Source organism: Brachyspira sp. SAP_772 (assembly GCF_009755885.1).
In the GTDB taxonomy this organism is placed as follows: Bacteria; Spirochaetota; Brachyspiria; order Brachyspirales; family Brachyspiraceae; genus Brachyspira.
In genome coordinates, this window is sequence record NZ_VYIX01000001.1 from 626,454 (window position 1) to 649,914 (window position 23,461).

Annotated in this window: 20 protein-coding genes; 9 read left to right on the forward strand and 11 right to left on the reverse strand. The window is 27.5% G+C overall.

Going from position 1 to position 23,461, the window contains the following annotated elements; translation table 11 throughout:
- The first annotated feature begins 11 nt into the window (after positions 1-11).
- The 4 genes from prfB (at position 12) to GQX97_RS02745 (ending at position 5,432) form a co-directional block, all read left to right on the forward strand.
- Positions 12-1,116 (forward strand): peptide chain release factor 2 gene (gene prfB, locus GQX97_RS02730; protein WP_157150419.1). Its coding sequence is split into 2 segments (ribosomal slippage): positions 12-83 and positions 85-1,116, totalling 1,104 coding nucleotides; the frame shifts between segments, so codons are not numbered across the junction.
- Between the two features lie 98 nt (positions 1,117-1,214).
- Positions 1,215-2,843, forward strand: a complete 1,629-nt coding sequence (locus GQX97_RS02735; RefSeq protein WP_157150420.1) for a GldG family protein — start codon at positions 1,215-1,217, stop codon at positions 2,841-2,843.
- Between the two features lie 27 nt (positions 2,844-2,870).
- Complete coding sequence (locus tag GQX97_RS02740; protein WP_157150421.1) at positions 2,871-4,148, forward strand: oligosaccharide flippase family protein; 1,278 nt, start codon at positions 2,871-2,873, stop codon at positions 4,146-4,148.
- An 84-nt stretch (positions 4,149-4,232) separates the two neighbouring features.
- A complete protein-coding gene (locus GQX97_RS02745; RefSeq protein ID WP_157150888.1) occupies positions 4,233-5,432 on the forward strand; it encodes a cyclic nucleotide-binding domain-containing protein in 1,200 nt (399 codons plus the stop codon).
- On the opposite strand, the gene GQX97_RS02750 is transcribed toward GQX97_RS02745, so the two are convergent.
- Together GQX97_RS02750 and GQX97_RS02755 are read right to left on the reverse strand one after the other, a co-directional pair.
- Complete coding sequence (locus GQX97_RS02750; protein ID WP_157150422.1) at positions 5,433-6,155, reverse strand: TlyA family RNA methyltransferase; 723 nt, start codon at positions 6,153-6,155, stop codon at positions 5,433-5,435.
- Between the two features lie 7 nt (positions 6,156-6,162).
- A complete protein-coding gene (locus tag GQX97_RS02755; RefSeq protein WP_157150423.1) occupies positions 6,163-7,674 on the reverse strand; it encodes a DUF4836 domain-containing protein in 1,512 nt (503 codons plus the stop codon).
- 175 nt (positions 7,675-7,849) lie between these two features.
- On the opposite strand from GQX97_RS02755, the gene GQX97_RS02760 reads away from it, so the two are divergent.
- The 4 genes from GQX97_RS02760 to GQX97_RS02775 all read left to right on the forward strand — a co-directional run bounded on the left by GQX97_RS02760 (position 7,850) and on the right by GQX97_RS02775 (position 11,187).
- Positions 7,850-8,473: a flavodoxin gene (locus tag GQX97_RS02760; RefSeq protein WP_198391191.1), complete on the forward strand. Its 624-nt coding sequence runs from the start codon at positions 7,850-7,852 to the stop codon at positions 8,471-8,473.
- A gap of 83 nt (positions 8,474-8,556) precedes the next feature.
- Positions 8,557-9,492: an alpha/beta fold hydrolase gene (locus GQX97_RS02765; protein WP_157150425.1), complete on the forward strand. Its 936-nt coding sequence runs from the start codon at positions 8,557-8,559 to the stop codon at positions 9,490-9,492.
- A gap of 22 nt (positions 9,493-9,514) precedes the next feature.
- The gene (locus GQX97_RS02770; RefSeq protein ID WP_157150426.1) at positions 9,515-10,138 is read left to right on the forward strand and encodes an SIS domain-containing protein; all 624 of its coding nucleotides are present in this window, start codon (positions 9,515-9,517) and stop codon (positions 10,136-10,138) included.
- A gap of 20 nt (positions 10,139-10,158) precedes the next feature.
- Complete coding sequence (locus GQX97_RS02775) at positions 10,159-11,187, forward strand: glycosyltransferase family 9 protein (protein WP_157150427.1); 1,029 nt, start codon at positions 10,159-10,161, stop codon at positions 11,185-11,187.
- A gap of 5 nt (positions 11,188-11,192) precedes the next feature.
- On the opposite strand, the gene GQX97_RS02780 is transcribed toward GQX97_RS02775, so the two are convergent.
- The 8 genes from GQX97_RS02780 to pyrB all read right to left on the reverse strand — a co-directional run bounded on the left by GQX97_RS02780 (position 11,193) and on the right by pyrB (position 20,985).
- On the reverse strand, positions 11,193-14,045 hold the full coding sequence (locus tag GQX97_RS02780; protein ID WP_157150428.1) for a tol-pal system YbgF family protein: 2,853 nt from the start codon (positions 14,043-14,045) through the stop codon (positions 11,193-11,195).
- A gap of 52 nt (positions 14,046-14,097) precedes the next feature.
- Complete coding sequence (locus GQX97_RS02785) at positions 14,098-14,517, reverse strand: hypothetical protein (RefSeq protein WP_157150429.1); 420 nt, start codon at positions 14,515-14,517, stop codon at positions 14,098-14,100.
- A gap of 138 nt (positions 14,518-14,655) precedes the next feature.
- A complete protein-coding gene (locus GQX97_RS02790; RefSeq protein WP_157150430.1) occupies positions 14,656-16,317 on the reverse strand; it encodes a carbon starvation protein A in 1,662 nt (553 codons plus the stop codon).
- A 26-nt stretch (positions 16,318-16,343) separates the two neighbouring features.
- Positions 16,344-16,868: a hypothetical protein gene (locus tag GQX97_RS02795; protein WP_157150431.1), complete on the reverse strand. Its 525-nt coding sequence runs from the start codon at positions 16,866-16,868 to the stop codon at positions 16,344-16,346.
- Positions 16,869-17,007: 139 nt separating this feature from the next.
- Positions 17,008-17,898: an ABC transporter substrate-binding protein gene (locus tag GQX97_RS02800; RefSeq protein ID WP_157150432.1), complete on the reverse strand. Its 891-nt coding sequence runs from the start codon at positions 17,896-17,898 to the stop codon at positions 17,008-17,010.
- Positions 17,899-17,905: 7 nt separating this feature from the next.
- Positions 17,906-18,487, reverse strand: a complete 582-nt coding sequence (gene nadD, locus GQX97_RS02805) for a nicotinate (nicotinamide) nucleotide adenylyltransferase (RefSeq protein WP_157150433.1) — start codon at positions 18,485-18,487, stop codon at positions 17,906-17,908.
- Positions 18,488-18,706: 219 nt separating this feature from the next.
- Positions 18,707-19,909 carry a dihydroorotase family protein gene (locus GQX97_RS02810; protein WP_157150434.1) on the reverse strand — a complete coding sequence of 401 codons (1,203 nt, stop codon included), beginning with the start codon at positions 19,907-19,909 and terminating at the stop codon, positions 18,707-18,709.
- Positions 19,906-20,985 carry an aspartate carbamoyltransferase gene (gene pyrB / locus GQX97_RS02815; protein ID WP_157150435.1) on the reverse strand — a complete coding sequence of 360 codons (1,080 nt, stop codon included), beginning with the start codon at positions 20,983-20,985 and terminating at the stop codon, positions 19,906-19,908. Before pyrB ends, GQX97_RS02810 begins: the two co-directional genes overlap by 4 nt.
- Before the next feature lie 326 nt (positions 20,986-21,311).
- Here pyrB and GQX97_RS02820 point away from each other — a divergent pair, with 326 nt between their 5' ends.
- Positions 21,312-21,878: a hypothetical protein gene (locus GQX97_RS02820; protein WP_157150436.1), complete on the forward strand. Its 567-nt coding sequence runs from the start codon at positions 21,312-21,314 to the stop codon at positions 21,876-21,878.
- A 40-nt stretch (positions 21,879-21,918) separates the two neighbouring features.
- Here the strand turns inward: GQX97_RS02820 and GQX97_RS02825 are convergent, their stop codons facing one another.
- On the reverse strand, positions 21,919-23,445 hold the full coding sequence (locus tag GQX97_RS02825) for a BCCT family transporter (RefSeq protein ID WP_157150437.1): 1,527 nt from the start codon (positions 23,443-23,445) through the stop codon (positions 21,919-21,921).
- Positions 23,446-23,461 lie beyond the last annotated feature (16 nt).

Sequence of the window (23,461 nt, forward strand, 5' to 3'; positions counted from 1 at the left end):
TGGAAAATATTATGACGTTATCTGAAATAAAAAATATTGTATTAGAGATTAAAGAGCAGGCTGAAGTTTTAAGGGGGTATCTTTGACCCTGAGGCTATATATAAAAGGGTAAAAGAGATTGATGAAATATCTTCTAAAGATGATTTTTGGAATGATAATATTGCTGCCCAAAAAATAATGAAAGAGAGGATGCTTCTTCTTGATAAGATAGAGCCTATTGAAAATTTAATAAAAAATGCCAACAATATTTATGAACTTGTTGAGATGGCAATAGAATCTAATGATTCAGATATGGAAAAAGAATTAGAAACTGAATGTATAGAATTACAGAAGGTTTTTAATGAATTGGAAACCAAAAATCTATTTTCTGGTGAGTTTGACAGTAAGAATGCATATTTAACTTTGAATGCTGGAGCAGGCGGTACAGAGAGCTGCGATTGGGCTTCTATGCTTTCAAGAATGTATGTGCGTTTCTGTGAGAGACATGGCTTTACGGTTGAAACTACTGATGAGCTTCCCGGCGATGAGGCTGGTATAAAACAAATAAGTTTTTATGTACAGGGGCTTTATGCTTATGGATATTTACGCTCTGAAATAGGGGTTCATAGACTTGTGAGAATATCACCTTTTGATGCTAATGCTAAGAGGCATACTTCATTCGTTGCTGTGAGTGTTATGCCTGATATAGATGAAGATATTGAAGTAGAAATTAATCAGGCTGATTTGAGAATAGATACTTATAGGGCTTCTGGTGCAGGCGGTCAGCACGTTAATAAAACTTCTTCTGCTATAAGAATAACTCATATACCTACAAATATAGTTGTTCAATGTCAGGCTGAGAGAAGTCAGCATAACAATAAAGATATGGCTATGAAAATGCTTAAGGCTAAACTTTATCAATTAGAAAAAGAAAAGCTCGATAAAGAAAAACAAAAAATAGCTGGGGAAAAAACCGATATTGCTTGGGGTAATCAGATTAGAAGTTATGTTTTTCAGCCTTATCAGATGGTTAAAGACTTGAGAACTGGACATGAAACTGGTAATATGAACTCTGTTATGGACGGTAATATTGACGAGTTTATATCTGCTTATCTTAAACAGCAAATAAAAAAATAATTATAAAGTATTTCTATAGTTATACGATTATAAAAACAGTATTGAAATTTATTAAAACATTTCAATTAAATCTTAATAAAAAATGGAATTTATAATCAATGTCAAATAAAAAGTTTAATTTAAAAATTGCTACTATTGCTTCTTGGGTGCTATTATTTTTCGCTTGGATATTTTTCTACGCTGTTACACAAAGACCTACTGCTGTTTTTTGGATTGTATTAGCTATAACTTTAATACTTACAACTATTACGGTTATAATAGAAAAAAATAATATAGTATCTCTATTAAAAACAAGATTTGTTCATAAAGCTTTTTTTGGCATACTTTCGCTTCTTATAGTTTTAGCTATCTTAGTAGGGCTTTATATTATAAGTGTAAACTTCCCAATAAGATTTGATTTAACACAAAATAAATCTTACACAGTTTCTCAGCAAACTATGGATGTAATTTCTAGAATAGATAGTCCATTATCAATAGTTGTTTTAAGGTCTCCAAGTACAGACCCAACTTCTGCTGATTGGCGTTCTGATTTGTTATTAGATCAATATCAAAGATTAAGCAAACATATTACAGTTGAATATATTAACCCTATAGAAAAACCTTCTGCTAAAAGTAAATATCAAATGACTCAAGTTGGTGAGATAATTTTTAGCTATGGTCAAGGTAAACAAGTGAGGGTATATAGAAAAGATTTAACTAGTCAATCTAAGGTTACTTCAGAGCCTTTATTTGTTGGAGAAGAAAAATTTACTCAGGCTATATATACTTTATTAGAACAAGAGTCTTATGTTGTATATTTTACAGTTGGTCATGGAGAGAGACAGTTACAAGACAGAGGCGGAGAGGGTTTATCTTATGTTAAAACTTATTTGGAAAATGAAAATTATAAAGTAAGAGATTTAAATATTATATTAGAAAATATACCAACAGATGCTTCTTTAATTGTAATAGCTTCTCCTGTTGAAACTTTTAGCGATTTTGAAATGGAAAAATTAGATAACTATGTAAAGACAGGCGGAAAATTACTTGTGCTTTATGATAGCTTTATGGATAGAAGTAATTTTAATTCTAATTTAGATATATTTTTATCTGATTGGGGATTTAAAACTAAAAATGATTATATAATAGACCCTGTATCAAGTGTTGTTATACCTGTTAATGTAGTTCCTCAATATACAACTCACCCTATAACTCAAACTTTAAAAGAGGGGAATGTATTTGCTTGTTTGGTTGTGGCAAGAAGTATTTTATCTGGAGAAAGCAAGTATAGCGGAAGTTTTGAGAATATAATTACTACTTCTCCACAAGGGTATGGTAAGGAAGAAGCTACTTTTGATTTATCTCGTGCAAGATTTAATCCAAGAACAGATATTGCTGGTCCTGTACCTTTGGCTATTGCTGGAACTTATGATATAGAAGGAAGGGATATACCTGCAAGAATTGTTGTGTTTGGAGATGCTACTTTTGCTCTAAATGCATATATTAACCCTGATCAAGGTCAATCTGTGGATGTTGCTTTTGCGGGTAATAAAGATTTATTTATGAATACTGTTGCTTATTTATTAGAGGCAAGACAGAAAATAACTATAAGACCAAAAGAGGCTAGTATTAAAAATCTTACTCTTACAACAACTCAAACTAATTTTATTAGATATGTTGCTCAAATTGGTTTGCCTTGTTTGTTTGGTATATTAGGTATTCTTATATGGTTCTTAAGAAGAAGATAAATATAAAGGTTGTGTAATTAATATAATATGTATAATATAAAAGCATTATATAAAAAATATTCATATTATATTAATTATGCATTATTAGTATTTATAAATGGTGTTGCAAGTGTATTAAATTATATTTCTTCAATTTATATAAATAGAAGTTTATCAATATCAGATTTTGCTCATTATAATGGTATTATAAATATATATTCTATAATAATTCTTACGGTATCTAGTTTTAGTTATTATATAATGCATAACTATAAAGATGATGAAGATGCCAAAAGCTATTGGGCTTATGGATATATTATTGCTATTGTAATATTTTTATTATATATATTATCTATACCTCTTTTTGATATACTTTTTAATATAAAAAGCTACACTTCTCTTTTGATAATATCTATAGGAATATTTACTAGTATTTTAACTATAGTGTCGCAATCTATATTAAAAATTAATAATTATATAGCTTATGATTATATAGCAAGTTTAATAGCAATATTTTTAGCTAAGATTTTACTTTTAGCATATTTTATTATAACTGGGCTTACATTAGAAAAAGCTATTATATCAGTATCTTTATTTTGTGTTTTGTATTTGATTATTAATTTAATTGAACTAAAAAAACTTAAACTTCCTTATTTTGTTTCTCCCAAAAAAATAAATACATATTTCTCTAAGCAAAACTTATATATATTTTTAACTTACATAATAAATATTGTTATAATAAATTTTATATTTAATTGGATATCATTAAGCGATGTATTAATGGCCAATAGATATTTAGATAAAACGAGTGCTGGGTACTATTCTACAATATCATTAATAATAAAAATGTTTTTTTATATAGGCACTCCGATAGCCTCTGTGATGTTTTCTTACATATTAATTGCTAAAAAAGATAATAATAAAAATAAAGAAAAAAAGATACTTTATTATTCTATAGCACTTTTTGTATTTGCTTCTATTTGTTTGTCAGTATTTTTAATTATATTTGCTAAACAAGTTGTATTGATACAGTTTACAAATAGATATGAGGCTATCATTCCATTAATACCGCAAGCTGTAATATTTGGCTTTTCTTTGGGATTTACTGTTATTACATTTAATTATGGACTTGCTTATAAATTATTTGCTCCTTTTTATGGGTACTTAATTATATTTGCTTATGTGTATTTTTCTCTGAGAAATGGACTAAGAACTTTTGAAAATTTTATGTTTGTAATGAAAGTGTTTTTTATAGCATTACTTGTATACAATATTTTAATTATATTAATACATAGAATAATATTAAAAACTAATAAAAAATATTAATTTTAAATAAAAATACATAAACACTATTGACATACTTATTATTTTTATTAAAATTAAACTATCAAGTTTTAATAATGGGTTTGTATTATGAATAAGAAGACTAACAAAACAATTAAATTTCCAAAATCATCAACAATATTCATAGATGGGCAAGACCCTAAATATAAATTCTATATAATTATCAAAGGAAAAGTTTTGGCATACAATTATTTTGCAGATGATTATACAATAGAATATAAAGAAGGTGAAATAATAGGACTCTTTAATGCTGTTATAAATGAACCTTATACATCTACAGTTAAGGCAATAGAAGATGTTGAAGTTTTGGAAATGAATGTTTATGAGATAGAAAAGATTGAAAATGCTAATATAATAAATAAGGTATATGAGTATTTGCTTCTTAATATGGAGAGATGGATTAATAGATATTATTATTTTTTGAGTAAAGTTAATACAGGCTATAATTATTATACTGATAAAAATAGAATAGATATGATAAGTATGGCTAGCATATATGAAGAGAATGGTTATACTGATGCGGCATCAAAGATATACAGTAAATATTTAGAATTAAACCCTAATGCAGAAGATGCTGGGGTTATAAGAAATAAAATACAGCAGTTAGGAAAAATAGAAGAGCCAGAATATATAGATAATAATGTTTATAAGTTTAAAAAGGGATATTGTTTATATACAGAGTTTCAGTATAATGATTATATTTATATTATTAGATATGGAAAACTAGGGGTATATAATATATTTAATTCTAGACAAGTTACAAGAAGGGTGTGCGTAAATAATGAAATACTCAATGGATATGCACCAAAAAGTGATATTAGGCCTCTTTTTACAACAGCGGTGGTATTGCAAGACTCTATTATACAGCTTGCCAAAAAAGAGGAGTTTATGGAATTAGTATTAAGAGATAATAGTATAAGGCTCTATCTTATAAAAGTTATGAGCATGAGAGTTTATATTACAATATCTAGAATAAAATCTTTTAATGCTAATAATAATGTTAGTAGATTTGTAATTATATTAGAAGCTTTAATCAAATATGAATTAATATTTAAAAATACAAGACAGATAATATTCCCATACAATTTTAACGACCTTTGTTCTATGGTTGGTATCACAGCTGATGCTAATAAAGAAGCAGAGTTGAAAAAAATAAAATCTGTTTCTATAACTGATGATGGATATATTATGATAAAAGATATAGAAGAGTTTTATAAAGAGTATGAGATATATAAACAAAGAACATCAAATAAAATAAAGAAATAATTAAATAATAAAATATGATAAATACTCTATATTTCCTTTAGAGCCTTTTATTGGAGAGATAGTTCTATTTATTTCTTTAAATCCTATCGCTGTAATTTTATCAATTGCATTATTAACTATCTTTTCTCTTAATACATCATCTTTAATAATTCCACCCTTTGAAACTTCACCTTTTTCTGCTTCAAATTGAGGTTTAATAAGACTCACCCAATATTCTAAATCATATAATTCTTTAAATATAATAGGAGCAATTTTTGAAATAGATATAAAAGAAACATCACTAACTACAATAGAAGGTATTTCTCCTTCAAACATTTCTCTTTTTATATTTTTGGCATTAAAATCTTCTATTGAAATTACTCTTTTATCGCTTCTAAGTTTGTATACAAGCTGATTATGACCAACATCTAAAGCATAAACTTTTTCAGCTCCATAATGAAGAAGACAATCAGTAAAGCCTCCTGTAGAAGCTCCTATATCCAAACATATTTTATTTTCTACAGAAAGATTAAACTCTAATAATGCTTTCTCTAGCTTGTCTCCAGCTCTAGATACATATTTTCTATTTTGTATGATTTCTATTTTGTCAGTATCTTTTATTTTTTGAGCCTTAGAAGTTACTTTTACACCATTAACAAATACACAGCCAGCTAATATTATATCCTGTGCTTTAGCCCTGCTTTCAGTATATCCGTTATGATGTACATACTCATCTAATCTCATTTAAATATTATTCTAATCCGCCAACAAAATATTTAATAACGCTTAAAGCATTTTTTTCTTTATCTCTTGTATTTATTCTTATTACAAATTGAGAATGATTAGCTTCTAATATATTTGAAGTAAAATATACAGATTCAAAGTTTTCAGTATATTCATCTCCAATACCATATAGATCCAAATTAGAATTTAACTCTAAATAAAATACAAGAGTATTATTTTTAGCTAAATTAATTTGATTTTCACTTAGCTTAACATTAGGTATTTCATTATTTACTATTTTTTCTATAACAGTAGGGTTGCTAGATATATAAAGTATAGAATCTTTAACATAACAAGTATTACCAGCGAGTGTATAGATATCATTATTAACATCATCAGCCAAAGCATCAAGTAAGATTTTTATTGTGTTTTCATCAGTAATAGAAGCAGAAATTAATAAATCAGGATCTTCATTTTCATTACCAGTATCCCAAGCAGATATAAATATATCACCGCCTAAAAGTTCTACAAGTTTATAAACATCAACTCCATATTCTTCTAACTGAGCAAAATCTTCAGTAAATGGAAATTGTTCTCCAAACATAGTTTTTAAATGTTTAGAAAGTTCAGTGCTATTGAAAGCTAATGATAAAAATCCATAATTGTTTTCACCATTAACAAAAGTATATATATTATCTGCTAATTCTTTTTTAAGTAAAGAACTATCATAAGGATAATTTGGAGAATATGTGTCTATAACTATATCAGCATTTCCAACATTAAAGTTAACCTTAGTTGTTAATATAGCATCTTTATAGCTTTCTTTAGATATTCCTTCATAGCTTCTTCCAAATAAGAACTTTGTAAACTCATCTGTTTCATCAGAAAGTAAAGATAAATCAACCCAAGCATAAAAATCATTAGTTTGATTTTCTAATTCTATAAATTTTTCATTTGTAAGAGGAGAAGTAGTATCAAATATTAAATTAGCAATATTTATTATATTATTTTCTTTATTAAGCTCTTCATTATACCAATAAACATCATCTAATTTCATTTCTACTGTAAATACTTCATCATTCCAAGATATTAAAGTTGTATCATCAAGATAAAAATATCTATAAGTATAATTTTCACTAAAAGATATTAATTTATCCTCCTGACTTGCTATTTTTATCATTATTCTATTTAATTCAGTTGCATCTAATACATCAATCATTACTGCTACTTCTTGATAACTATTAAATGAAACTATTTTTGAAGGTTTAGAAAAATCTAATATCTGTTCTAATTTGTTAGTCATAGCTTCTACTACATACTCATCATCTCTATATGCAGTGAAATTATCAGCAAATTTTTGCATAAATAATTTATTAAGAGTCTTTTGTAAACTAATTTCAGCTTTTGACGATAATTCATTTAGTTTTATAGAAAATACAGCCTGAGAAGTACTTGGAATATATTTTGTTTCTACTGCTTGTATTACAGAAGTTGAAAATAGAGTTATCATTAAAACAACTATAGATATTATATTTTTCATTTTACTAAAACTCTCCTTAAATTTTATAAACCAACTTAATATATTATATTAGACTAAAAATTAAAAGTCAAGTATAATGTAAATACTATTTAATAAAAAATATTTTAAATTTAATTAAAAAAAATATTTCAAAGTGTATAGTTTATTAGTTATATATATGGGAGTATTATATAAAATGAAAAGAATAACTAAAGTTTTTGCATTATTGTCGTTGTTTATAATATCATGCAATTCAAATATTAACGATAGGAAAATAACTAAATCTGCTTTATTAAATGAACATAATGCATCTGTTGTAAATACAGAGTTTAATGGAAGTAAAACAATTATAGTATATTATTCATGGAATGGAACTACAGAAATAGTAGCTAATAAGATTAAAAAAATTACTGAGGCGGATATATATAAAATTACAACAAAAATACCATATCCAAATGAATATGATGACATGGTAGCTCAAGTAGAAGAGGATATAGATAATGATAAACTTCCAGAATTGAATGGTAGTGTTGATTTATCTAGATATGATAATATTATTATAGGATATCCAATATGGATAGGGGATATGGCTTTGCCTATGAAAAGTTTTTTATCAAAAAATGATTTGAGTGGTAAAAATATAGCCCCATTTATTTTGAGTGGCGGTTCAAGAGTATATAAAAGTATTTCTTATATAAAAGAAACATGCCCTGAAAGCAAAGTATTAAATTATATATCTATAAAGAGAAAAGATGTATCTGATTTAGATTCAAAAATTAATAATTGGCTAAAAAAAATAAAAGTAGATATATCTAAATAGCTTTTCAATATTATGTTAATATTTGCATAAAGAAAAAAAATAGTATACAATTTACATAATAATTGTGATTTGGAGATGTATTTATGAAAATGGAAAATAGAGTATTAATATCTGATGACGGACATAGAATGTATACTTATATTTTTACTCCAGATACTAAGCCCAAAGCAATAGTACAAATAGTTCATGGACTTGGCGAGCATGCTGGAAGATATAAGGAGTTGGGTACTAAATTAGCAGAGAATGGCTTTTTAGTATGTGCTGATGATCATAGAGGGTTTGGAAGAAGTACAATTAGTAAAGATGGTATAGGACATATTTCTGATAAAAAAGGAGCTGATTTAATAATAAGTGATATGAAGCATCTAATGGTTACAGTGAAAGCTGACTATCCTAATATCCCATATTTTATGCTAGGGCATAGTATGGGTTCTTTTTTAACAAGGGGATTCTTAATAAAATATCATAGAGATTTGAATGGTGCTATTATAATGGGTACTAAGGGGAAACCTACTAAAATAGAAAGTATTGGCAAATTAATAGCAAATGTTCAAAAGTCAATTTTTGGAGGAAGGAAAAGAGCTAAATTATTAGATAAATTATCTGTTGGAGGATATGGAAAAAAATATTTTCCTAAAGATAAATCACATTTAGCTTGGCTTACTTCAGATAAAGAAGAGATTAATAAAGTATTAGAAGATGAATATTTTGCTAATAAGCCTGCTAGTATAGAGACTTATATACAATTATTTAATTTGATAGATAAGATTTCAGATAAAGATAATTATTCTAATATGAGTAAGGATTTTCCTATACTTTTAATATCTGGAGATAAAGACCCTGTTGGAGATATGGGAAAGGGTGTAAAATGGGTATATGAAATGTATAAGTCTTTGGGGCTTAATGATGTTAATATAAGTTTATATAAAGACGGAAGACATGAAATATTAAACGATGTGCAAAGGTATGATGTAATGAATGAAATAGTTGAGTGGCTTAATGCTCATATTAAAAATTAATGAATAAAGGAAGTTGTTTATTATGGCTAATTTAATTGAGAGGTTTAAAGAATTAGAACTTATAAAAAGCAATATAGATTTGGCAATAGAGTCTATAATTAATTGTTATAAAAATGGAAATAAAGTTTTAATAGCTGGGAACGGAGGAAGTGCTTGTGACAGTGAGCATATTGCGGGTGAATTATTAAAAAGTTTTGTAAAAAAAAGACCAATAAAAGAAGAGATTAGAAAAGAGCTTTTATCTATGGAAGAGGGGGAATATATTGCTGATAATTTAGAAGCTCCTCTTAGGGCGATTGCTTTAACATCGCATATGGGGCTTTCTACTGCCTATTTAAACGATAGAGACCCTTATTTAATATTTGCTCAGCAGATATTAGCTTTTGGTGACAAGGGGGATGTTTTTATCGCTATAAGTACATCAGGTAACGCTAAAAATATTATACATGCCTCTAAAGTTGCTAAGGCTATGGGGATAAAAATAATATCTTTTACAAATAATAATGGCGGTAAACTTGCAGAGATGGCAGATATTGCTATAAAGGCTCCTGCAAAAGAAACATATATTGCTCAGGAATATCATGAAGCTATTTATCATGAAATTTGTATAAGAGTAGAAGAATATTTCTTTAAAGAAGATAGGTAATATAATATTTTATAAAGTTTATGAAAATACTTTTAATAAAACAAACTTCTCTTGGTGATGTACTTCATGCAACACCTGTTATTAGGGCGTTAAAGAAATGGAAAAGTGACTGTACTATTGATGTAGTAACAGATAAAAGAGCTTTGGGTATACTTGAAAATAATCCATATATCAATAAATTATATGTGCTTGATATATATAAATACGAAAAAGAAATATTTGCTTCGCCTTCTAAGTTTTTCTCTACAATTAAAGAGTTTTTTTCTCATATTAAAGAAGTGAGAAAAGAGCACTATGATATAGCAATAGATTTACAAGGTCTTGAGAGGAGCGTTATATTTCTTTATTTGTGCCATTCAAAAAAGAAGTTTGCTAAAGGAAAATGGTTTGGAATTAAAAGCAATTATTATAAAGATATTAATGCTATAGTTGGACTTCTTTCTTTTTTGGATTATATTGGCTGCCCAAGTGATGGTACTGATTTAGACTATTTTTTGCCAAGCGATATAGAAAATGTTTTTAATAAAAAAATAGAAAGTTTAAATATCAAATTAGATAAAGATTATATTGTGTTTTCTCCTTTTTCAAGATGGGATACTAAAGATTTATCTGTAAAAAAATCTAGAGAGATAATTGAAGAGATAAGAAAGATAAGTAAAATACAAATAGTAATATCAGCAACAAAGGACTATAATGACAAATGTATTGAAATAGCTAATGGTTTTGAAAATGTATTAAACACATCAAGTTATTTTAATTTAAATGAGTTAGCTTATTTAATAAAAGAGTCATTGGGAATGATTACAGCTGATTCTTTTCCAATGCATACAGGCTGTGCTTTTAAAAAACAGCTTATAGCTATATTTGGCCCAACTAGTGAATTGAGAGTAGGACCTATAGCAGAAAACTCTGAAACCATTAGAGTAGAAGGTTTAGAATGTGCAAGATGCTATAAAAGAAAAAACTGCCCAAATAATCACATATGTATAGAAGATATAGATGCAAAATTAGTAGCAACTAGAATACTGAAAAAGATAGGATATTTATAATATTTTTACTGTTGTTGAGTATTGTTTTCTGTTGTTTGTGTGTTATTTCCTATATTATTATCAGCATTTTCTGCATTATTATTTTCAACTGTATTAGCTTCTATGTTTTGAGTAGAGTCTGTTTCTTGTGTAGTAGTTTCCTCTATAGTTGTGTTTTCTGTATTTTGTGTATTCTGTTCAGTAATATTTTCTTCTTCATTTTCATCTACTGTAGTATTATCTTCTGTTGCAACATTTTCAACTTCCTCTTGAACAACTTTTAAATTGTCTATATCTTCTGCCTTAATATTTAAATCCATATTTCTTATTATTGTTCTTGCAGTTTCTATATCAACAGCCTCTCCTAAAGCATCAACTAATATAATCTCTGGGTCTTCATTTCTATACTGCTTCATTTCCAACACATAACCTTCTGCATCTTTTGCTATTGTTGTTTTATTTCTTCCGTCATTTTCTATATCTATTGTAACGCCATTTGCTCTTACTTCATTAATTGTAGTTTTTCCGTCTGTTGTAGTTTTTGTAGTAGATGTACTTCCATCTGCCTCTGTAGTTGTAGTTTCTGTATTTCCATAAATATCTTTTACAACAACTATGCTGCTTCCATTTGGTTTTATTGTTGTTGTTACACTGCTGGAATCTGCCGCTACAACTTCTGTTATACTGCTTGAATCTTTATTAAGCGTAGTTGTTTCTTTTGAACCGTCTTGTCTTATTATTCTTTTTATTGTAGTGCCGTTTGGCATTTTTATTTCGCTTATAGTGTCAGTGCCCACAGTATCAGTAATTACAGTTCCATCAACTTTTTTAGTTACCACTGTAAAAGAACCGTCTTCATTATATGTTTTTGTTATAATGCTTCCGTCATCAGCTTTTACATTATAAGAGAAAGTACCAGCTCCTGCTCCTTGTGAACTTCTCTCTTCAACTCTTCCATCTGGATAAACTATTTTTAAATTACTCATTCCATTTGTATCAACTGTAGTAGTGCCTATGCTTCCGTCAACATAGTTAGCAACAACTGTGTAGCTTCCGTCTGGATTTTCTGTTTTTACTATTAAAGCTCCATCAACTCTTCTTGTCTCTGTAGTAATATTTCCTTCAATGTCTTCTGTTCTTTTTACTTCTGTACCGTCTAAGCTTCTGCTGTAGAAAAATGCTCCATTTTCATCTTTATAATTTGTGGTAATAGAGCCGTCTGACCTTTCTACTACAAATGCTTTATTATTTTCTAAAGTTTTTCTATTTATAAAAGAGCCGTCTGGATATAGGGTATATTCATATATGTCACCTGAAGATGTTTTAGTGTTAATAGATTTTGAATTATCTATCATATAAGTTTCTACTCTTTTATCTCCATTTTCAGACACTATCTCTATTTCTCTTTTTCCATAAGGATATATAGTGTCAGATACTTCATAATTATTAGAATATATTTTTGTTTTTTCTATCTTTCCATTCTCATAAACTATTCTAACCCCATTAGGATATATTGTCTCTCTCTCATAGTCAAAATTTGGAAATACATTTTCTGTAGTAATACTTCCGTCATTGTTTGTTGTTACTCTGTAATTGTTTGTAAAAGGCATAAACTTTATAGATGTATCATTGCTTCTTATAAGAGATATTACTTTCTCTAAAGATTCTTTTTGATAATAATCACTTCCCACATTAGTTAAAAATATTTCATAAGATATTGCTGCATTAGTGATGTCGCCTAAAGTTAAATAAGTATGTCCCATATTAAGATAAGCACTATAATATAGTCCCCAAGTATTATATAAATCAACAGAAGCAACATTAGTTTTTATTGAAACACTATTTCCGTTAGTGTCTATTATATTTGTCATTATCATTATATTTGTTACTATATAAGGATTTTCCTCTGTTATCACATAAGTAGAACCTGTAGCAGTTGAATTGGTTGCAAGAATAGGGGAGTTAGAGTTTGTAGCATTTTCATTAGTAGCTTCTAAGTTTGGAGGGAGACTAGTTTCTGATACTGTTGGGTCTACCACTTCCAACATAAAATTAGTATTAACTTCAAAAATTACAGTTGTGTTTGTGTATTCATATTCATTAGTAAATGTATTAGTTACAACAACATTTGTAAATAATGGAAGTTTTGTAAATGTATTGTTTATAAGATTTTTTATGTTTTCATTTGATTGATTTAGATTGTTTATAGCATCAGATATAGTGTCTGTTGTGTTAGTAAAATTATTTGCATTATTTGTAGAGATAGTATTAGATGCTATAATATTATTAGATAATATAGTATTAGTTATAATATTGTTTGTGCCTAATAAAGTATCATTTGATATAACATCGTTTGACAATGATAAATTAGTAATGTTATTTTTACTACTACTGTTATCAAGAATAAAAATAGTATTAGTTACAACATTTTGTGATACTGTGTAATTGGTTAATACTTCATAATTTAATTTTGCATTATACGGAGAATAAAGTCTCTCTATTGCTCTATTATACCAAATTAAAGCTTCCTCATAATTTTTTAATTGATAATAAGAATTGGCTATATTATTACAAAAAGAATAAGAATCATTAATATCAAAAGCTAATTTATAATAATTTATAGCATTTTCGTATTGCTTATCTTGGAAATAGCAAGCCCCTATATAATAATAAAGCATATCATTTGTTGATAGAGGTCTTCTTTTAAGATAAAGTAAAAAAGCTTCTCTTGCAAAATTATATTTTTTTTGAAAGAAAAGTTTTTCTGCATTATAGAATTCTCTATCTATATTTCTTTCATCATTAGGAGCAGCATTCTGAGAAAATATGTTTATGCAGGTAAAAATCAATATTAAAAATGCTATAGCTATTTTTTTCATAATAATATAATCCTTTTAACTACTTTTTTAAGGATAATAATATTTAAAACTATTAGTTTTTGATATAGTCAAAATAATGATTAAATAGTGAATAAATTATATATTCACTGTATCCTCTAACATTTTTATTCTTATCAAGAACATCATCTAAAAACTTAAAACTATTTTCATCAGGATTTTCTAAATAATATAATTTTTCTTTAGATATACTATTTTCTTTTTTTAGAGTTCTTATTAGAGAAAGCTCCTTTTTTTTGTTTCTATTATCTTCTCTGCTTGCATAATATGAGAGTAATCTTTTGCTTAAGTTTTCAAATACGATTTTATTATATATAACAGCTCTCCTCACGTCCACATCAATGCTTCCATCAAAATTATTCAACTCGCTATCGAATAAACTAATAGATATAGCAGAACGAATATCGGCAAACACTGCCTTCTCTTCTTTTATCATGAATTTTTTATTAGACATAAAACAGCACTCTTTAATTAATATATTTTTCTTAATTATCGACAAGAGTAAAATTTAGATTAGATTAAAATTTAGTGCAGTAAAAAACCCGCCTCCATTAAAGAAAGCGGGTATTAATATCAATAAAATGATTTAATATTATTTGTTTTTAATAGGGTCATTAGGATTAACAGCACCCTCTTTAGGTAATTTTCTAGCCCACTGACCAGTGATGAATAATTCTATAACAGCTAATATAATCATTACAACAGCAATACAAGCTAATACATAACCGTCGAAAGTAGCTTTTTTGAAGTTTGTATAAACAACTAAACATAAAGCAGAAAGTGTAACAGCAAACATGAATACTAAAGGTATAACATTTTCCCAAGAAGTTCTGCCTTGACGATTTTTTATCCAAGCAGCAACAGCAAGCAATGATAAACCAGCTAATAATTGGTTAGCACTACCGAATATAGGCCATATTCTAGTATAACCATAAAGAGTAAATCCTAAAGATATAAGAACTGTAATAGCAGTAGCAATATAAGGATTAGTAAGTATAGTTTTGTGTACTTTACCATCAGCAGCAGTATATTCACCTAATTCTTGTATCAAATATCTTCCAATACGAGTAGCACTGTCTAAAGAAGTAAGAGCAAAAGAAGCAAAAGCCAAAGTAACAAAAGTTTGACCTATACCAAGAGGTACACCAAAAGAAGTCATGAAAGTAGCAACACCTAAAGCAAATCTAGCAGCAGGAGTACCAGTACTTTCTATAGCGGCAACACTCATTAAAGCAACTATAGCAACTACACCTTCTATAAGCATAGCACCATAACCTACTAATTTAGCATCTTTTTCACTGTTAAGCTGTTTAGAGCTAGTACCAGAACTTACAAGTGAGTGGAAACCAGATATAGCACCGCAAGCTACTGTAATAAATAGAATAGGGAATAAATAGTTACCTTCACTAGGAGTAAAGCTTGTAAATACAGGAGCAGTCAAAGTAGGACGCATTAAAACTAAACCTAATACACCGCCTATAATCATAGCGTAAAGTAAGAAAGAAGATAAATAGTCTCTAGGCTGTAATAATATCCAAACAGGCATTAAAGAAGCTAATATGATGTATATAGTTAATATAACTTGCCAAGGAGTTTTTTCTAAAGCAAGGAATGGGAATTTGTCAGAAATAAATATAATAGCAGCTAATAATACAACACCTATTATTGTAGAAACAGCAACATTAACTCCTCTTCTGTATACTAAGAAACCAAATAATAAAGCCAAAGCGATAAATAACATACTAGCAGTACCAGCAGCAGCAGATTCTCTGTAAGTGTCAACATTTACAGCAAATGTGCTAGCAGTAATGTCCAAGAATGCAGCCACTACCAAACAAATAGTAATGAATGCATAAAGAGTAAACATTATTTTACCTTTTTGACCAACATTATGTCTAATAACTTCACCAATAGATTTACCTTCATGTCTTAGAGAAGCTATTAGAGAACCATAATCATGCACACCGCCAAAGAATATACAACCGAATATAATCCATAAATATACAGGAAGCCAACCAAACATAGTAGCAATAATTGGACCTGTAATAGGACCAGCACCAGCTATAGACGAGAAGTGGTGACCTAATAATACTTTAGCATCAGTAGGTACATAATCTCTGCCATCTTTTAAAGTATGTGCAGGCGTTTGTCTTGAAGGATCAACACCCCATTTTTTAGCTAAATATGAACCATAGGTTACATAAGCTACAAAAAAGGCTATTATCCCAATGATTAATAATAGAAAAGCATTCATAAAATCTCCTTAATTAATTTTTTATATTAAAAATCCAAAAGAAGGTTTTTTAATTCCTTTTTTCTCATTTTTGGCAAATAAATATTTTTGTCCTTTATAGACACTATTGCATATTCAGTTTCAGACCAGCCATGAAATGATAATTTATAGCTTACTCTATAAAAGAACTTTTTTACTATTTTCTCCCATTCTTTTTCTAAAGAAATATCTGTTATAATTATTCCTGTGATTATACTTCTTTTATGAAATTTATTAGGGTTTGAAAGAATAGGTGTTAATCTAACTAACATATCTTGAAATTCTTCTATGTTTTCTAATTTACAATCTTTTATAAAACGAACAAGCATATGCTCGAATACAGAATATCCTTCATAAACTGTAGATGTAGTAATAAAAGATTTAAAAAAATCATTTCTATGAAAAGCATAGAGATCAAAATATTCATTTTCTTTATCAATTTGATATTCTAAGTCAAAATGCCTCATTAATTTTTCTGACAAAGAAAATATATATTTTTTTACTTCTTCATTATCAATATTTAATCTAGCCATATAAAAACTCTCTTGTGTAAGAAAGTATATAAATAATAAAGGCTTTGTCAAGTTATTGTATAAAGTAATGTGAATTTTTTCTAAAAAAATATCATTTTTTTAGAAAAAATTATTATTTATTAGAAAATATTATTATTTGTTAAAAAATATAATAAAAATCATCTTTTGGAATCTTATTTCCTATAAGTTTTTTATCAAAATTGTATATAAAATTATAATAATTATTTAATTCTATTTTCATGTTATTATCATTATAAAAAGTAATCCCCATCCTATCTATACCATAAACAACAGCCTTAGCATTAATCAATATTGAAGTTTGCTTAATTAAAGATTCGATTTTTTCTTTGTTATTTAAAATATATTCAGTAGATTTTTTATATTCATTTAATATTTCTTTTAATAAATCATTGTTATTTTCTATAAAGCTTTTTTTGGCAATAAGCACAGCAACAGGGTATGGTGGAACATATTTTGAAATATCAACTACTATATTGATGCCTTTATTCTCTAATAATGCAGAAGATAAAAAAGGCTCTGGAAGTATGGCAATATCAACATTTTTAGAAGCTAATGCTTTTGATAAATCTAAATTACCTAGAGAATAATTGATATTTACTCCTTTTATATTTTCATTTTTTATTAAATATTGAAGCATTAAATCTGGAGTAGATAATTTTAATCCGCAGTAAATAGTTTTGTTTTTTAAATCGTCTATGCTTTTTATGTTTTTATCACTAGATACTATAAACATTTTTGTTTCAGATACAACAGCCACCGCTTTATAATCTAAGCCTCTGTTATAGATTATAGAAGCCATATTTGCAGGAACAGCAGCAATATCCACTTCACCTTTTATGATAGAAGCTAATATATTGTTAGGGGAGTTTATAATGCTTATATTTATTTTTTTATAATCATTAATCATTTTTATTGCCCCTATTGCAGTAGGGCCATTTAATAAACTCATTTCAAAAGAATACAAACTAAAAGACATTAAAAAAAATAAAAGAGCAAATGTTTTTTTCATAGCATTCCTATAAATATAAATTGTTTTCTTTTATGTATTTATAAACTTTATCTTTCACAAAATACATAAAAGAGCCGTTATTTTTTATTCTATCTCTAATTAGGCTTGATGAAATATCTATTCTTGGTGCTAGTATAGTTTTTATATTATATTTTTCAATATTTTCGCTAATTAAATTGCTATTATCATCTCTATTAAGAGCTATAATATTAGATAAATTAGAAATTTTTTCAGGCTCTCTCCATTTATCAAAGTCCTTTACCAAATCAGCACCTATTATAAGAATTGGTTTATCTTCAAAATTATAATTATTATAAATATATTCCAAAGTTTTTATTGTATAAGACACACAATCATTTTTTATCTCATAATCATCTAATATAAAGTTGTTATTATCTTCTATAGATAATTTTAGCATATTGATTCTATCATCATCAGAAACTTTGCCGCTTATATTTTTATGCGGAGGTATTTTACTTGGAATGAATAATATTTTATCGCATTTAAGTTCATGCAGTATAGTATCAGCTAATATTAAATGCCCCAAATGAGGAGGGTCAAAACTTCCGCCTAGTATTGCAATTTTCATAGAAACTACCAAATAGAATTATAGTTTAATTATTAAATAATAATTTGCAAGCATATTTTTTATATATTTAGAGAATTATATTTTGTAAGTGTATTTTAATCAACTTTTTCCCGTCGCAAAAAGTTTTTACCCTCCGGGTACGCTTCGCGAAAAGTGCAAATATTTATGTTTTATATCTTTAGAATATAATTAAATATAAAATAATGTATATATTTTTACTTAAAAAACTTCTTTGCCAAAACCTTCATAAAACTTGCCATTATTGTAAACTACATTGCCTCTCACTATAGTAGTTATAACCTTAGCCCCTCTTTTAAAACCTACATAAGGCGACCAAGAGGCTTTTGTAATTATATCTTTCTCTTCTATAAGAGAATCATCATTCAAATCTACTATTACAAAATCAGCATCAAATCCTTCTTCTAATAAGCCTTTGTCTTTTATGCCAAATATTTTCGCAGCATTTTCACTCATAATTTTTGTTAGTAGTTTTATATCTATAGTAGCATCTTTTACTTTTTTAAACATCAATTCCAATGAATGCTCTATAGAAGGTATGCCGTAGGTAAGTTTCTCTAATTTTTCGATTAACAAATGCGGTGCATGGTCTGTTCCTATAGTGTCTATTGTGCCGTCTAATATTGCATTCCATAATGCTTTATTGTCTGATTTCTCTCTAAGCTCTGGTTTCATTCTAAGAAGCATTTTGTTTTTTTCATTTTTATTAACATCTTCAGTATTCAAAAATAAATGATGTGGGGTAGCTTCGCCGTAAATTATCATACCAGAATCTTTTGCTTTTTTAAGAGAATTAATTTCGCTTTCTAATGATAAATGACATAAATATAATGGAGTATTTGTTTGTTTTGCTATATTTATTGCCTTATCAACCATTTTGTCTTCTGCATGTACTGTAACAATTTTTGAAGCTTCAAATAATTTATACAAAATTTTATCATCTTCAACAAGCATATTTCCAGTAGAAGCATTAAAGAAAATTTTTGTAGAGGCTGCTTTATCTATAATTTGTTTTATGTCTTCGGTGTTGTCAGCCTTACTTCCTCCAAAATGAAAACCATAATCAACATAAGACTTGCCAATCATCATATTCTTTTTTTCTTCTAAGCTTTCTTTTGTTATAGTGTTTGGAATAGTGTTAGGCATATCAAAAAATGTTGTAACGCCTCCTCTTGCTGCAGCTTTGCTTCCTGAAGAAAAATCCTCTTTATGTGTAAGCCCCGGGTCTCGCATATGAGCATGAGGGTCTATTATACCGCATAAAACATAATTATAATTAGCATCTACTATATTACTGTCTTTATAGATTTCAAAATTATTATCAAAATCTATTTTTTTTATCTTTTCATTTTCTATAATGATTGACACTATATTGTTTTCTATTTTTGCATTCTTTATTATCATTTTCTTATCTCTTTATTACAATAATAACAAAAATCTCCATAATTTCTTCTAGCGACTTTATTTTTTGTCTCTTCAAAATGAGTAACACATTTTTTATTTTGACAAACAATTTCTTTATTTTCTATTAACTCATAATCTTTTTCTTTTTTCTTAGCACTGCTTTCTATTACACCTATAGATAAAGCTAACATAGCCATTCTTATAGGTATACCATTTTTAGCTTGTATGAAATATTTAGCATATTTTGTATCATCTAAATCAATACTAATTTCATCAACTCTTGGAAGCGGATGCATTATAATCATATCTTCTCTACATTTTCCTACTATTGTGGATTTTGAAATATTAAAAGCATGTTTTACTTTCTCATAATCTTCTATATTTTCAAAACGTTCTCTTTGTATTCTTGTCATATATAAACAATCAATTTCTTTTAATATTTCTTCGTAATTACTGCCTTTATGATATTTAATTCCTGCATCATCTAACTCTTTTAATATGTAATCAGGAATTTGAATAATATCAGGAGAAATATAATAAAACTCTCCATTAAACATTTTTAATGCCTTAGAAAGAGAATGAACAGTTCTTCCGTATTTGGTATCTCCAACGAATGCTATTTTTTTATTTTCAATGCCTCCGAATTCCTCTCTTAAAGTATATAAATCAAGTAATGTTTGACTAGGATGTTCATTAGAACCATCTCCAGCATTAATTATAGGGCAGTCAGTAACTTCTTCAGCAAACTTAGCAGCTCCATCTATAGAATGTCTCATAACTATTACATCAGAATATGCAGAAACCATTATTATAGTATCTCTTAAAGATTCTCCTTTTTTTATAGAAGAAACATCAGGGTTGTCAAAACCTATAACATCTAATCCCATTTTATATGCTGCCGAATTAAAAGAAAGTCTAGTTCTTGTTGAAGGCTCAAAGAAAAGGCTTGTCATTATCATTCCATCCATTATTTTTCTTCTTTCCATATTTGGAGTATTGTCTAACTTTTTAGCAACATCTAATACTTCCAAAATCTCTTCTTTTGACATTTCTTTAATACCTATAAAATTTTTCATTTTAACATCCCTTAGATAATTATTTGTTTTTTACATCATAAAAAAAGGGAATAAAATCACCAAACAGCAATTTTATTCCCTTTTAAAAATTCTGCATTTGTTAATTTAAACAAACATAGAAAATACGACAATAAATAAAATGTATTTTTTATTATACCATTCATAATATTTCCTATATTCTATAAATTAGCCTAATTTTATATTAAAATAAAAAAAAATCAATATATAAAATTTCTTTTTAGCAGCTTAGATTAAAAATAGATATGTAATTATTGTATTTATTTTTAAAATATAATATATTATAATAATTATATAGAGTTTACATTATGTTAAAAAAGATAATAATATATTCAATTTTTACTGTTTTAATTTATACTGCATCTAGCCATAAGTTGTTTTCATATTATCCAACAGATTCAGCATTTGGTTTTTCTTTAAGATTTAGTTTTCCTCTTCAAGCTTCTTTAGGAGTAACTGGTAAATTTGAAGGGATACCTTTTATGTTTGGAGGAATATTAAATCTTGGTATATCTAGTAAGGGAGCATCTTGGTTTGGTTTTAGTGCTAGTGCAGATTGGTGGGGATATACGACTAGGTTAGGGCAATTAGGCAATTCTGATGTTATGCTTTACTTAGGTCCCGGTGTAGAAGCTATTTTTAATTTTGGAACTAAGTATGTAAATATAGAAGCTGATTTTAGAATACCTGTTGGGGTGTCATTTATAGTAGAGAAAGATTGGGAGATATTTTTGCAATTAACCCCTGCATTAAACGTTATATCTGTGGGTACTAGAGGCTTTGCAACATTTGGATGGTATCCAGAAAATAGCGGTTGGGCATTTAGTGATTTCTTTAGGTTTTATGGGGATTTTGGTTTTAGGTATTGGTTTTAATAAAAAAGGCAGCATATTAAATATACTGCCTTTTATAAAGCTAAAAAATATCTTTATATTTATCTTTATGTTTATTAGCTATAATAATCATTAAATTAATAAAAGTAAATATTTGAAAAAACATAGCAGGAAAACCGCCCAAATTAGAAAACATTTTTATACCATCTATATTAGTATATTTCAACATAACATATGTTATAATAGTTATAGATATACCCCAAAATAATTTATAAGACATCTTTGCTTCTTGATTATCGGGAGTGATCCCAGTAGAAGATAAAGCAGCCATAACATTCGTCATTGAATTTGCTGAAGTAACAAAGCTTATAAAAACTATAATAAGAAAAAATGGAACTAAAATATTTCCAAGAGGCAAATGATTTAATACGATATATGGAATTAAATCAATGTTTCCGCTATTTATTAAACCTATAGCATCTATTTCATTATTAATCTGCAAATATATAGAATATCCGCTGAAAAAAGTTATCCACACAATAGAAAATATTGAAGGATATATAAATGTGTAAAGTATAACATCTTTAACCCTATGCCCATAAGCTAATCTTCCTAAGAAGCATGCTGATATAGGTGCCCATGCAATCCAATTCGACCAATAAAAAGTAGTCCACGATTTTGACCATGGGTCTTCAAATATTGTACCAGTCATTAAACTCCTATCAAAAAAGTTGCTTAAATATCCTCCAAAAGATTCTATCGATGCATTTAAAGAATAACTAAATGGACCGAATAATATTACAAATGCCAATATTATAAAATATATTATCATATTAAAATTAGATAATAAATTTATACCTTTGGCAAGACCGCTTATAGAAGATAATGTAAAGAATAAAAACATAATTATCAATATAGCAGCCCATAATAATTCACCGCTTTTAATTTTTGTTATAGATGAAACCGCCCCGCCTATATTAATTGTAACAGTCATAAATGATGATATAATACCAGCAGATAATGACAATAAACATATAGCATCTACAATTTGAAATAACCAGTCTTTATTTTCTATTTTAGAAAAAGAAAATTGACTCAATACAGAGAAAGGTTTTTTCATATTGAAATATACTAATGCAAATACTATTGTAGGCAAAGTATATATAGCATATGGATTAAATGTCCAATGCATAAACATAGTTTCTATAGTAAATTTAATAGCTTCTTTGGAGAAAGGCTCTATATTTAAAGATGCAGGCGGATAAGCTAAATGATAACTAGGCTCAACCGTCCCCCAAAATACTATACCTGCAGCTATTGTTGTACATAATGTAATGTAAAAACTTTTAAGCCGCGAAAACATAGGTTTGGCATTTTCCCCGCCTATTCTTATATTACCTATTTTAGAAAAATATGCGATGAAACATGATATTAAGCTTAAAAATGCTGTTAAACTTAATATACCGCTAAATTTATCCAAAATAAAATCATTTATCTTAGTAGATACACCAATAAAAGATTTTGGAATCAATATTGATGATATTACTACAGTTATAAGAACGATAGCAGCTGGGATAAAAGCTAATAATCTTAACTTATTTTCTTTCATAAGCGTTAACCTCCAT

Bases quoted from the DNA above. Each gene is read 5' to 3' on its own strand.
- GQX97_RS02735 (WP_157150420.1), top strand. From the start codon at position 1,215: ATGTCAAATAAAAAGTTTAATTTAAAAATTGCTACTATTGCTTCTTGG.
- GQX97_RS02740 (WP_157150421.1), top strand. From the start codon at position 2,871: ATGTATAATATAAAAGCATTATATAAAAAATATTCATATTATATTAAT.
- GQX97_RS02750 (WP_157150422.1), bottom strand. From the start codon at position 6,155: ATGAGATTAGATGAGTATGTACATCATAACGGATATACTGAAAGCAGG.
- GQX97_RS02755 (WP_157150423.1), bottom strand. From the start codon at position 7,674: ATGAAAAATATAATATCTATAGTTGTTTTAATGATAACTCTATTTTCA.
- GQX97_RS02760 (WP_198391191.1), top strand. From the start codon at position 7,850: ATGAAAAGAATAACTAAAGTTTTTGCATTATTGTCGTTGTTTATAATA.
- GQX97_RS02765 (WP_157150425.1), top strand. From the start codon at position 8,557: ATGAAAATGGAAAATAGAGTATTAATATCTGATGACGGACATAGAATG.
- GQX97_RS02770 (WP_157150426.1), top strand. From the start codon at position 9,515: ATGGCTAATTTAATTGAGAGGTTTAAAGAATTAGAACTTATAAAAAGC.
- GQX97_RS02775 (WP_157150427.1), top strand. From the start codon at position 10,159: ATGAAAATACTTTTAATAAAACAAACTTCTCTTGGTGATGTACTTCAT.
- GQX97_RS02780 (WP_157150428.1), bottom strand. From the start codon at position 14,045: ATGAAAAAAATAGCTATAGCATTTTTAATATTGATTTTTACCTGCATA.
- GQX97_RS02785 (WP_157150429.1), bottom strand. From the start codon at position 14,517: ATGTCTAATAAAAAATTCATGATAAAAGAAGAGAAGGCAGTGTTTGCC.
- GQX97_RS02790 (WP_157150430.1), bottom strand. From the start codon at position 16,317: ATGAATGCTTTTCTATTATTAATCATTGGGATAATAGCCTTTTTTGTA.
- GQX97_RS02795 (WP_157150431.1), bottom strand. From the start codon at position 16,868: ATGGCTAGATTAAATATTGATAATGAAGAAGTAAAAAAATATATATTT.
- GQX97_RS02800 (WP_157150432.1), bottom strand. From the start codon at position 17,898: ATGAAAAAAACATTTGCTCTTTTATTTTTTTTAATGTCTTTTAGTTTG.
- nadD (WP_157150433.1), bottom strand. From the start codon at position 18,487: ATGAAAATTGCAATACTAGGCGGAAGTTTTGACCCTCCTCATTTGGGG.
- GQX97_RS02810 (WP_157150434.1), bottom strand. From the start codon at position 19,909: ATGATAATAAAGAATGCAAAAATAGAAAACAATATAGTGTCAATCATT.
- pyrB (WP_157150435.1), bottom strand. From the start codon at position 20,985: ATGAAAAATTTTATAGGTATTAAAGAAATGTCAAAAGAAGAGATTTTG.
- GQX97_RS02820 (WP_157150436.1), top strand. From the start codon at position 21,312: ATGTTAAAAAAGATAATAATATATTCAATTTTTACTGTTTTAATTTAT.
- GQX97_RS02825 (WP_157150437.1), bottom strand. From the start codon at position 23,445: ATGAAAGAAAATAAGTTAAGATTATTAGCTTTTATCCCAGCTGCTATC.